This window comes from Pseudomonas sp. JQ170C (genome assembly GCF_035581345.1).
Taxonomy (GTDB): domain Bacteria; phylum Pseudomonadota; class Gammaproteobacteria; order Pseudomonadales; family Pseudomonadaceae; genus Aquipseudomonas.
In genome coordinates, this window is the sequence record NZ_CP141608.1 from 476,879 (window position 1) to 488,789 (window position 11,911).

The 11,911-nt window shown below is 60.4% G+C and carries 9 protein-coding genes and 1 pseudogene; 9 read left to right on the forward strand and 1 reads right to left on the reverse strand.

Going from position 1 to position 11,911, the window contains the following annotated elements:
* The first annotated feature begins 51 nt into the window (after window positions 1-51).
* The 7 genes from U9R80_RS02080 to U9R80_RS02110 are packed head-to-tail and all read left to right on the forward strand — an operon-like array spanning window position 52 to window position 8,198.
* Window positions 52-1,809 (forward strand): carbamoyltransferase family protein, encoded by a 1,758-nt coding sequence (locus tag U9R80_RS02080; RefSeq protein WP_301838337.1) that lies wholly within the window; start codon window positions 52-54, stop codon window positions 1,807-1,809.
* Window positions 1,793-2,923, forward strand: coding sequence for a glycosyltransferase (locus U9R80_RS02085; protein WP_301838336.1), 1,131 nt, complete (start codon window positions 1,793-1,795; stop codon window positions 2,921-2,923). Before U9R80_RS02080 ends, U9R80_RS02085 begins: the two co-directional genes overlap by 17 nt.
* Complete coding sequence (locus U9R80_RS02090; protein WP_301838335.1) at window positions 2,923-3,819, forward strand: antimicrobial resistance protein Mig-14; 897 nt, start codon at window positions 2,923-2,925, stop codon at window positions 3,817-3,819. The genes U9R80_RS02085 and U9R80_RS02090 overlap by 1 nt, the downstream gene beginning before the upstream one ends.
* Window positions 3,816-5,216 carry a PIG-L deacetylase family protein gene (locus tag U9R80_RS02095; RefSeq protein ID WP_301838659.1) on the forward strand — a complete coding sequence of 467 codons (1,401 nt, stop codon included), beginning with the start codon at window positions 3,816-3,818 and terminating at the stop codon, window positions 5,214-5,216. The genes U9R80_RS02090 and U9R80_RS02095 overlap by 4 nt, the downstream gene beginning before the upstream one ends.
* 48 nt (window positions 5,217-5,264) lie before the next feature.
* Window positions 5,265-6,221 (forward strand): glycosyltransferase family protein, encoded by a 957-nt coding sequence (locus U9R80_RS02100; RefSeq protein ID WP_301838334.1) that lies wholly within the window; start codon window positions 5,265-5,267, stop codon window positions 6,219-6,221.
* Between the two features lie 60 nt (window positions 6,222-6,281).
* Window positions 6,282-7,055 carry a glycosyltransferase family 2 protein gene (locus U9R80_RS02105; RefSeq protein WP_301838333.1) on the forward strand — a complete coding sequence of 258 codons (774 nt, stop codon included), beginning with the start codon at window positions 6,282-6,284 and terminating at the stop codon, window positions 7,053-7,055.
* A gap of 48 nt (window positions 7,056-7,103) precedes the next feature.
* Window positions 7,104-8,198 carry a glycosyltransferase gene (locus U9R80_RS02110; protein ID WP_301838332.1) on the forward strand — a complete coding sequence of 365 codons (1,095 nt, stop codon included), beginning with the start codon at window positions 7,104-7,106 and terminating at the stop codon, window positions 8,196-8,198.
* A 3-nt stretch (window positions 8,199-8,201) separates the two neighbouring features.
* Here U9R80_RS02110 and U9R80_RS02115 read toward each other — a convergent pair whose 3' ends face one another.
* A complete protein-coding gene (locus tag U9R80_RS02115) occupies window positions 8,202-8,804 on the reverse strand; it encodes a toluene tolerance protein (RefSeq protein ID WP_301838331.1) in 603 nt (200 codons plus the stop codon).
* 97 nt (window positions 8,805-8,901) lie between these two features.
* On the opposite strand from U9R80_RS02115, the pseudogene U9R80_RS02120 reads away from it, so the two are divergent.
* Window positions 8,902-9,976, forward strand: a pseudogene (locus U9R80_RS02120) (O-antigen ligase family protein).
* 15 nt (window positions 9,977-9,991) lie between these two features.
* Complete coding sequence (gene msbA / locus U9R80_RS02125; RefSeq protein WP_028945638.1) at window positions 9,992-11,806, forward strand: lipid A export permease/ATP-binding protein MsbA; 1,815 nt, start codon at window positions 9,992-9,994, stop codon at window positions 11,804-11,806.
* Window positions 11,807-11,911 lie beyond the last annotated feature (105 nt).

The following is an 11,911-nucleotide window of genomic DNA, read 5'->3' on the forward strand; positions in this document are numbered from 1 at the left end:
CTCGCCCCTCGGGGCCAGGGCGCATTTTTACAGATTGAAGAGGCTAGACCCTTGGCATTGACGATTCTTGGCCTGTCCGGCGCCCTTAGCCATGATCCTTCCGCGGCCCTGTACATCGACGGCAAGCTGGTTGCCGCCGCTGAAGAAGAGCGCTTCGTGCGCGACAAACATGCAAAGAACCGCATGCCCTACGAATCGGCGAAGTTCTGCCTGGAGCAAGCGGGCATCAAGCCTTCCGACGTTGACGTGGTAGCGATCCCGTTCGCTCCGATCAGCTTGTTCGGCAAGGCGCGCTGGCACTACGCCAAGCGTTACTGGTATGCCCCGGATCGCGCCCTGGATGCGATCCTGATGGGCAACCGTCGCTACAAGCGCTACCGCAAGAAGATCGTCTGGTGCCTGGAGCAACTGGGCTTCGACCCCAAGAAGGTCAAGATCGAGCCGGTCGAGCACCACCTGGCTCACGCCTCCAGTGCCTACCACTGCTCGGGCTTCAAGGAAAAGACCGCGATCCTCGGCATCGACGGCAAGGGCGAGTACGCCACCACCTTCTTCGGCTATGGCGAAAACGGCAAGATCCACAAGATCAAGGAATTCTTCGATCCGGATTCGTTGGGTGGCCTGTACGGCGCGATCACCGAATTCCTCGGCTTCGAGATGCTCGACGGCGAGTTCAAGGTCATGGGCATGGCGCCCTATGGCGATGCCAGCAAGTACGACTTCTCGCGTCTGGCCTCGTTCGAGAACGGCGAGCTGGTGATCAACACCGACTACGCCAACGTCATCGGCCTGCGTCGCTACAAAGAGAAGGGCAAGGGGTTCTACTTCTCGCCAAAGCTCATCGAGTGGCTGGGCCCCAAGCGCGAAGGCGATATCGCCGACGAGCCGTACATCCACTACGCGGCCAGCATGCAGGCGTTGTTCGAGAAGATCGCCCTGCAGATGATCGACCACTACCTGGGCGACATCCTCAAGGAAACCGGCAAGCTGGCGTTCGCCGGCGGTTGCGCGCTGAACGTCAAGCTCAACCAGAAGATCATTGCCCGTCCTGACCTCAAGGAACTGTTCGTGCAGCCGGCTTCCGGCGACGCCGGTACCGCGGTCGGTGCTGCGGCCTATGTGTCCCACGCCCGTGGTGTGCCGGTCGAGAAGATGGAACACGTTTACCTCGGCCCTGCGTACTCCAACGAAGACGTGATCGCAGCCTGTGCCCGTCATCCAAGTCAGCCGAAATGGCGCAAGCTGGATAACATGCCGGAGCAGATTGCCAAGATCATGGTCGATGGCAACCCGGTAGCTTGGTTCCAGGGTCGCATGGAGTTCGGTCCGCGTGCCCTGGGTGGTCGTTCGATCATCGGTTGCCCAAGCGTTGCCGGCGTTGCCGACCGCATCAACCACCAGATCAAGTTCCGCGAGCGCTGGAGGCCTTTCTGCCCGTCGATGCTCGACACCGTCGCCCCGCAGATGATCAAGATCGATCACCCGGCGCCGTTCATGACCTTCACTTTTGAAGTGGCGGAAGAGTGGAAGACCCGCGTGCCGGAAGTCGTCCATGAAGACGGCACTTCGCGGGCCCAGGTGCTCAAGCGCGAGTACAACCCGCGTTACTACGACATGATGAAGGCGCTGGAAGACCTGACCGGTAACGGCGTGTCGCTCAACACTTCGCTCAACCGTCGTGGCGAACCGATGATCTGCTCGCCGACCGACGCCTTGAACATGTTCTTCGGCTCGGACCTGCAGTACCTGATCATGGAAGACATTCTGGTAGTCAAGGACGGCGCGAACACTTATGACGTCCAGGGCTGAAAAGCGCGTCCTGCAGTTCTGCCACGGCTATGACGGTCCGTTTCTGGACTGCGCGCGCCAGTACGCCAGCCTGTTCAGCGGCAGCGGTTACAAGGTCACCACGGTGTTCCTGACCGGTGCCGCCGACCCGGAAGTGGCGGCCGGCTGCGCGTCTGACGAAGTGCTGTTCCTTGAATTCAGCTCCAAGGCCATCCGCGGCCTCAAGCTGGGGGCGATCCGCGCATTGCGCCGGATCGTCGCCACGCGCAACTTCAGCTTTTGCATCGCCCACCGCTTCAAGCCTATCTACATCGCCTTGCTCGGCAGCCGTTTGCCGGTGATCGGCGTGCACCATGCATTTGGTGATTACCAGCGCAGCAGCCGGCAGTTGTTTGCCAATCTGTTTCGCCAGCGCTTGAGCCTGCTTGGGGTGTCCGATGCGGTGCGCGACGACATGCGTAAGTGCCTGGCCAAGTGGCCGGTCGAGCGCATTCAGACGCTCTATAACCGTATTGATATCGAAGCGCTGCAGGCCATTCAGGTGCCGGTCGACGAGGCTCGTCAGGCGCTGGGCTTGGACCCGCAGGCGTGGATTGTCGGTAACGTCGGCCGCCTGCATCCGGACAAGGACCAGGCCACCCTGCTGCGTGGCTTTGCCCAGGCGCTGCCTGGCCTGGCGGCTGGTGCGCGCCTGGCCATTTTGGGCAAGGGTCGCCTGGAGCAGTCGCTCAAGACCCTGGCGGCTGAGCTGGGTGTTGCCGGGCAGGTGGATTTTCTTGGTCAGGTGCCTGACGCTCGCCGCTACTTCAAGGCGTTCGATGCGTTTGCCCTGAGCTCGGATCACGAGCCGTTCGGTATGGTGCTGCTCGAAGCCATGGTCGCCGGAGTACCGGTACTGGCCACGGCGTGCGGCGGTGCCCTGGAAGTGGTCGAAGGGGTCGGTATTCTGTTCCCGCTTGGCGATGCCGAGCGCCTGGGGCAGGGGCTTCAGCACTTGGCCGTGCTGGACGAGGGCCAGCGCCAGGAATGTGCCGAGCGCATGCTGCAGCGGTTGTATGAGCGTTTTTCCGATAGCGCCGTGCGCGATACCTTCTGGCAACTGCCGCACGTTCGCGCGCTGACCGCGGAGGCTTGATGCTTAATCATATTCAAGGCTGGCGCGAGCGCGGCTGGTCCGTGATCGATGCCGCTACTTACGCCCAGGCCTGGCAGCGCTTTGGTGGCAGTGTCGCCACCCACCCCCTGGTGATTGAACAGCTGGCGGACCTGGCGCAGATTCCGGTGCGTTACCTGGGCTGGGAACACAATGGCGAGCTAAAGGCCGCGATCCCGACCTGGGGGCGCTACCTGGCCCTGTCCAAGGACGTGCTCAAGCGCCAAGGCAAGAAAGGCCTGTACGACCTGGGCAATGCCGAGCTGATCCTGCCGGCGGCTGCCGATGCACAGGCACCGCTGCGCCATGCCGGGCGTTATCTGTCCGAGCTCAATCAGGGGCGCTTTGCCAATCTCAAGCCCCAGGCCGAGTCACTGGCCATGGCGCGTACGCCGGAAGACCTGTCGAAGAAGTTTCGCTACAACCAGCGCCGCGAGCTGAGGCTGCTGGAAGAGGCGGGCGGCCAGGTACGGCCGGTCACCGACTTCAGCAGCGCCGAACTGGCGGCAATTTATTGCGATCTGTTCAAGCGTCGCTGGGAGTTCCCGGCAACGGGTGCCGAGCGTATGGCCGATGTCATCGAGCGCTTGCGGGAGCTGTTGATCGGCTCGGTACTGTTTCTCGACGGTGCGCCGATTGCCATTCAGCTAGTGTACCGCGTCGAGGCGCCGGAGTGGATCAGCGTCGAGTACATCAACGGTGGCGTTGACCCGCAAACCAAGGCGTTCAGCCCTGGCAGCGTATTGAGCTTTCTCAATACGCAGGCGGCCTGGGAGGATGCCCGGGCACGCAACAAGCCGCTGCGTTTCTCGTTCGGTCGCGCCGATCGTGAGTACAAGGATCGTTGGTGCAACCCCGTGCCGGTGTTTCAGGTGTGAGCCGCAAGCAGCAGCTGCTCAAGCAGCACCGGCGTAACAAGCGGCTGGGGCTGCTGGTCAGCCTGGTGGTACTCGTCGCGCTGGGTATTTTTGTACAGTGGTGGTTGCCACTGCTGCTCTTGCCGTTGCTGTGGGTCGCCCACGAGGCCTGGTTTGCCGACCACCTGTTCTATTCGCCTGCCGAAGATTATCAATATGCCTTCCCTGCCGACTGCGTCGCCCACCCGGTCGAACTGGTTGGCGGTGCTGTGCGGCTGCCGTCGCCCCTGGATCTTGCCGGGGACGCAACCCTGGTGTTGCAGCTGCGACTGAAAAGCCGTTGGCTCGGGCGTTTTCTGGACCCCGCTGTGGTGCTTGGCGATGAGGACTGCCAGACCTTCGAGCGTGGCGTTGCAGGGGTGCGTTACCTCAACCTCACAGGCTTGGCCGGCTCTTTGAGCGCCGGCCAATTGCGTTTGCGCGGTCGGCACTGTCGCTTGCCGACCGAAGCGACGCTGTGGGTTGTCCCCACTCAAGACCTGCGCCAGAAGCGGATCATGGTGATAGCGCCGCATGCCGACGATGCCGAGCTTGCGGCCTACGGCTTGTACAGCCAGGCGCAGGAAGCCTGGGTGGTAACCCTGACCGCCGGTGAAATCGAAGCCGAACACTATCAACAGATGGGCCTGGACAAGGCCGAGGCTGCGCGCTTGAAGGGGCGGCTGCGGGCCTGGGACAGTATTGCCGTTCCCCGTTGGGCGGGTATTCCCGAGGCGCACTGTGTGCAGCTGGGCTATTTCTGTCTGCAACTGCCGGCGATGCAGGCGACCCCTGACCAACCGATTGCCTCGCGCGAAGCCGAGCTTGCCGATACGCGCCTGTTCCGCCAATTCAACTCGATCACGCTGCCGGGTGACCAGGACGGTGCGCCAACCTGGAGCAACTTGCTGGCGGACCTGCGCGCGTTGTTGCTCCAGGCGCGCCCGCAGGTGTTGGTCATGCCGCACCCGACACTCGACCCTCACCCAGACCACATCTGCGCCCAGGCGGCGGTACTTCAAGCCTTGCAAGGCTTGGCGTGGCAGCCAGAGACCGTGCTGGGTTATGCCAATCATCTGCACGATAACGACCGCTGGCCGATGGGCGAAAGTGGTACCGGCGTTACTTTGCCACCGCAATTGGAAGGTGGAGAAAGCTGGGCGCCCTACAGCATGCTGTTGGACCTGCCCACTCAGCGTGACAAGGCCATGGCACTTGGCATGATGCATGACCTGCAACCGCCGGCTCCGTTCAAGCGTCGCCTGCGCCGCCTGCTCCAGCGCTGGCTGGCGGGCCGACGCGCTTCGCCCTATGGCGAGAACGAGTTTTTCCGCAAGGCTGTACGTCGACATGAATTGTTCTGGCGCCGTGATCTCTGATCGGGGCGCATGACTGTTAGCGGCCAAGCAAAGGCCGCAAGGAAGACAATGAAAGTTCTATTTCTGGTGCAGAAAGAACAACGGGCCATCCTCGATCGTCTCTACGACGGCGTAGCTGCCCATTGCGAATGCGATCTGCGCTGGCTCAGCAGTGCCGATCAGCGCAACCTGCGCAGTTATTTCCGTCGCGAAGTCAACGTTGAAAAGTATGATCGGATCGTGTTTTTCCTGCGTTTCAAGCAAGAAATCCGTCAGGTCGGTTTCATTCGGACGGTGCCTAACCTGGTCATCCTCGAACACGACGCCTACCAGAACTACATCCCGTGCAAGTACACCGGCAAGTTCAGTGCGCATTACCGCCAGCTGCCGTGGGCGCGGGTGATCAGCTCCGGGTACATGGTCAGTGAGCGCCTGCGCCAGGAAGGCTTCGACGCCGAGTTCGTGCCCAAGGGCTATGACCAGCAGTTGCTCGCCGACCAGGGGCGTGAACGGGATATCGAGCTGGCCTTTGTCGGTAGCACCAATAGCGTGGCCTACAGCGGGCGCAAGGCGTTGCTGGACGAGCTGGCGCAGGTTGAAAACCTGCTGGTGACCCGGACCAAGTCCGGTGAAGAGTACTGTGACACGCTCAACCGCATACGTTTCTTCGTCAGTGCCGATGTGGGCATGGGCGAGTACATGATCAAGAATTTCGAGGCCATGGCCTGTGGCTGTGTGCTGCTGGCGTATGACCAGGGTGAGGCGGAAAATCGCGCCCTGGGTCTGACAGACATGCATAACGTGGTGCTGTATAACAGCATCGCGCAGTTGCAAGAGAAGCTCAAAGTACTGCGCGCCGACCCCGCGTTGGCCGAGGAAATCGGTCGCAATGGTCGTGATCTGGCGGTTGCGCAATTCAGCTTCGCTCAAGTGGGTCGTAGCATCGTTGAAAAAATGCAGTCACCTCTGCGTCCCCGTCCAGCCCTGACCGGCTGGCAGCGTTTGCGTTTGAGACTGGGCCTATGAGCCGGCTGTCCTGCGTCATGGTCTCAAACAACCGAATACAGAAGATGGGGAGGGAATCCGGTGCGATTCAGTGAAGAGAGTGATGTAACCCTGGTGGTTACCAGTTGCGGGCGTTTCGACCTGCTCCAGCTTACGCTGGAAAGTTTCGACCGTTTCAATACTGCGCCGATACGCGAGGTGTTCATTACCGAAGACTCCGGGGATGACGCGGTGCATGGCGCGGTCCCGGAGCACTGGAAGCCCTATACCACGGTGTTCGTCAACCGCCCCAAGCTGGGTCAGTTGGCCTCGATCGACCTTGCCTACGGCCGGGTCAGGACGCCCTACATTTTCCACTGCGAAGACGACTGGGAGTTCTACCGCCCAGGGTTTGTTGAGGATTCGCGCAGCATTCTCGAGGTCAGCCCGCAGCTGTTGCAGGTATGGTTGCGCAGCTACGCCCATGACCTTAAATTGCACAGCCCTTACATTCATCTGGGTGGGCGTCAGTTCATCAATGGCGTACCTTGCTACCCGTTGTTGTCGAGCAAGCCGGAGTGGCAAAGCTTCTCGTTGAACCCGGGTTTGCGTCGACTGAGTGATTATCAACGCTGCGCTCCATTTGCCGCCTATGCTGGTGAAAAGGCACTGTCAAAGCGTTATGCCGAGTTGAACCTGACAGGGGTAACCCTGGAGGGCGACGCGGTGTTGCATACCGGGTTCGGCTCCCATGTGAGCCTTCCCGAAGAGCGCCGGCGCAAGGATCGACGTCGCAAGCGTGATCGGGTCAAGCTGGCGGTGATTCTAATTGTCGGGATTGCATTAGGAGTGGGGGTTGGCTTTTTTGCGCATTGATTCGGCCTATATGTGTGTTGTCCATACCGATTTAGGGGGTACTACCCCGTGAATATCGTCAACATCATGTGGGCCGGCGGCGCGCCGTATGTCTCGGTGCACAAGGTGCACCAGCAAATCCTTTCCCAGGCGGGGTCGGATGCAGCGATCAGCAGTTGGTTGCTGCAAGGGCAGGGCTCTTGCTGCAGCGCCGGGGAGACGCGCGAATGGCAACTGTCCCAGCGCCTGCTCAAAGGCCGGCATTTCTGGAAGCTGCTGCATCCCTGGATGCGTGGCCGATTTCGCGAAGCATTGAAGCAAGCCGGTACCGAGGTCGTGTTGCTTGACGGCCTGGGGGTATCCCGATTGGTGCTGCCGGTGCTGCGCCAGTTGCCTGAGGTGCGGGCAGCTGTCGTTTTTCATGGCAAGACTCGCTTGCATCGTGGTGATATCAGTCTGCTGCGTAGCTTCGACCCATCACATGTGACACTGGTTGCCGTCTCCCAGACGCTCGCCCGTACCCTTGAGCAGGACCTCGGTGTGCCTGTGCAGGTATTGCGCTCGGCACTTGAGCCAACCAGCTTTCGCCAGGCGTTGCTGGATCGAGTGGCAGCCCGGCAGGAAATGGGTTTACCGCTCGATAGCGGGCCGGTGCTGGGGGCGGTGGGACGGCTGGTCGATAGCAAGGGCTTCGACTACCTGCTCGATGCGTTTGCGCTGGCCCGCCAGCAGCGACCTGATCTGCGTTTGGTGTTTCTGGGTGAAGGCAACGAACGGCCGTTACTCGAATCACGCATCAAGGCGCTGGGCCTTGGCGACGTTGTTTCCCTTCAGGGCCACTGCAACGGTCTGGCCCATCTGTATCGGGCATTCGATTGGGTGCTGATACCCTCACGCTCCGAGGGGTTGGGCCTGGTGCTGCAAGAGGCCGTAATGGCCGATGTGCCGGTCTTGTGCAGTGACCTGTTAGTGTTTCACGAGCAGTTGGGGGATGCTGGTCGCTATGCCGCTGTCGGGGACATCGAAGACTGGGGGCGGGCGATCATCGAGAGTGTGGCCTCTGATCGTGATCAGGTGGCCCAGGCCCAATACCAGGCCCTTGCGCCCGAGCAGGTCTGGCAGCGCTTCAGCCAGACCTCCAATGACCTGCTACGAACTTCCTGATTTTCAGCCCAGCAGGGCACGTTCCAGTTCGGCAAGGGGAAACTGATCGTCGAGCCGCTCGCGAGCGATGTAGCGAGCAAAATGCTGCACGTTGCGTCGGATCATGCGATTGGACAGTGGCGCCCGCATGAAACGCATATCCGCGACGTCAATCAGTCCCATCTCTTGGTCAGGGGTCACGACAATGTTGCCCAGATGCAATGACCGAAAATAAATCCCCGACCTGTGTAATTTGCGTACCAGTGCCACAAGCTCCGGCAGGCGCTCCTGCCAGCTGAACCCGTCTTTGCGAGACAGTTGGCTCAAGGTTTCACCGGGCAGGGGTTGATACAGCACTGCCGTCATTCCTGGCGCATCCAGCTTGTAGTATTTCAATACCTTCAGCGTAGGAATTCCCTTTTTCTCCAGGCCCATCGCGTTGTCGATGAAGCGAGCGGAGTAAGGTCGCAGCAGTGCAGATGAAATTAACCGCTTGCGCCTGAAGAGCTTGAGGATGTTGCCATCGTTTAGCAGGTACACTTTGGCGCCGTAGCTATCAGCCTCCAGCACCTTGGCACCGAGGATGAGCTGGTTGAAGTCGACCTGGGGTAGCCGGGAACATTGCATGAATAGGGCCTTCAACGGGCTAGCGAAAAGACCGGCCATAATGCCGAAAAGTTTACCGATGCACCATGCCGGTGTTGTTCAAACGATGGCGATACGCATGATGTACGCAAGGCGCTGGGCACAGACCTGGCTGGCGATTGGCTTTCTCTGGTTTCTGGTGGCCATTGCCCTGGCACCAAGCAACAAGATCTATCAGCAAGGTCTGGTGGCGTTTCTCTGGCTGCCGACGCTGGTGCTTTTGTGGTCGGCGCGTGGGGTGCTGCTTGAGGTCTGGAACGCGCAGCGGGCGTTGTGTGTATCGATCATTCTACTGCTCGGCTGGTCGGCATTGAGCCTGACCTGGGCAAATACTGAAGACGCTGGGCGTGAGCTTAAGCGACTTTTGTACATAACGGTCTTTCTGCTGTTTTTTCCTTTGCTGGCAAGTGCCGGGATAGCGCGTCTGATTCAGCTGCTTCGCTGGGGGGCATTGGTCTTGCGGTGGCAGCGGTTTACTCGATTATCCATTTCTACAGTCTGCCAGGGCAGCTGTGGACCACCAGGCTCGAAGGTGTTGGTGAAATTTCCCACCCGATCCTCGGGGCTTATGTCATTGGCGTTGCGATCGTCTGCCTATTGCATTGGCCACCACAGCAGCGCTGGTTTCAAATGCTGTGGGGGCTGGCAGTGCTTTGCCTCGGTGCCTTTGTAATGTTGTGTCAGAGCCGCGGGGCAGCTTTGGGGTTGTTGCTTGCGCTGGTGGCCATGCCCGTATGGTGCCGTGACCGCAGAAATTTCTTGATTGCAGGGGCTGCCCTCCTTGCTGCAGCGGTGGGTTTTGCGCTGATGCATGGGCTGATACTGGAGCGTGGTGCGTCATACAGGCCGGAGATTTTCCACGCCAGCATGCAACTGATTGCAGAGCCCCCCTGGACAGGGCTTGGTTTGGGGAGCTTTTATGTCATTCCGGCATCGGCCGCGAGAGCTGGCGCGCCCGCGCGACGGATTTTGGCAAAGGCATGATGGGCCTGTGGCTGTTTTCGACCCTGGCGATGCAGTTCGACGCTGCTAGCCTCACAGGGACGCCGCGTGCCGAGTGGTTCATCAGCTGGTTGCCGGTGGGGCTGGCTTTCGCACTGGTGTGGGTGCATGCCCGCCGTCCGGGCTGTGATAAAATTTCCGGTTCAATCTGAACAGCGAGCTCGACGATGGCCGAAACACCGCTAAAGGCGGAGCAGCAGAGCAGCTCCAGCCTGAAAATCTACTTCCGGCTACTGAGCTATGTGAAACCGTACATTGGCATTTTCATGCTGAGTATCGTCGGCTTCGTAATCTTTGCCTCTACCCAGCCGATGCTGGCCGGGATCCTCAAGTATTTCGTCGATGGCTTGAGCAATCCCCAGGCCGTGTTGTTCCCCACCGTGCCCTACCTCAAGGATCTGCAGTTGCTGCAGGCCGTGCCGTTGCTGATCGTGCTGATCGCCGCCTGGCAGGGGCTGGGGTCGTTCCTGGGTAACTACTTCCTGGCCAAGGTTTCGCTGGGCCTGGTCCACGACTTGCGGGTCGAGTTGTTCAACAAGTTGTTGGTGCTGCCCAACCGCTATTTCGACAATCACAACTCCGGTCACCTGATTTCCCGAATCACCTTCAACGTCACCATGGTCACTGGCGCTGCTACCGATGCAATCAAGGTAGTGATCCGTGAAGGCCTGACCGTGGTGTTCCTGTTCATTTATCTGTTGTGGATGAACTGGAAGCTGACCCTGGTGATGCTGGCGATCCTGCCGATCATTGCTGTGATGGTGGGTAGCGCAAGCAAGAAATTCCGCAAGCAGAGCAAGAAGATCCAGGTGGCGATGGGCGACGTGACCCATGTGGCCTCCGAGACCATTCAAGGCTACCGCGTGGTGCGCAGCTTTGGCGGCGAAAGCTATGAGCAGAAGCGTTTTGCCGACGCCAGCCAGAGCAACACCGACAAGCAACTGCGCATGACCAAGACGGGCGCCGTGTACACCCCCATGCTGCAGCTGGTGATCTACACCGCCATGGCCGCCTTGATGTTCCTGGTGCTGTTCCTGCGTGGCGATGCCACGGCGGGTGACCTGGTCGCCTACATCACCGCTGCGGGCTTGCTGCCCAAGCCAATCCGTCAGCTCTCGGAAGTCAGCTCGACCATCCAGAAAGGCCTGGCCGGCGCTGAAAGCATCTTTGAACAATTGGACGAGGCTCCCGAAGTCGACAACGGCACCGTCGAGCTGGACCGCGTGGTTGGTCGCCTTGAGGTGCGCAACCTGAGCTTCACCTACCCAGGTACCGAGCGTCAGGTGCTGTCGGATATTTCCTTCACGGCAGAGCCGGGGCAGATGATTGCACTGGTGGGGCGTTCCGGTAGTGGCAAGTCGACCCTGGCGGGCCTGATTCCGCGGTTCTACCACCATGACCAAGGGCAGATCCTGCTCGATGGCGTGGAAATCGAGAACTACCGCTTGCGCAACCTGCGCCGCCATGTGGCCCAGGTTACCCAGCATGTCACCCTGTTCAACGATACCGTGGCCAATAACATCGCTTATGGCGATCTGGCCGGTGCGCCGCGGGCGGAAATCGAAGCCGCTGCCGCCGATGCCTATGCCAAGGATTTCGTCGAGCAGTTGCCGCAGGGCTTCGACACCCAGGTCGGCGAGAACGGCGTGCTGTTGTCCGGCGGTCAGCGCCAGCGCCTGGCGATTGCCCGGGCCTTGCTCAAGAACGCGCCGCTGCTGATTCTCGACGAGGCCACCTCGGCCCTGGATACCGAGTCCGAGCGCCATATCCAGGCGGCACTTGATCATGTGATGAAGGGCCGCACCACGCTGGTTATCGCCCACCGCCTGTCGACCATCGAGAAGGCCGACATGATCCTGGTCATGGACCAGGGCAAGCTGGTCGAGCGCGGTACCCACGCCGAGCTGCTGGCCGCCAATGGCTATTACGCCAGGCTGCATGCCATGGGCCTGGATGAGCCGGCCAAGGCCGATATCACCTGACCCTGTCTACGGGGCCCGTCCTGGGCCCCGTCTGCATTTCTGTGGATAGCTGCAGGCAAGGCTGTAAACAAGCCTTCGTCTTGCCTGTGCTAATATCCTGCCCCT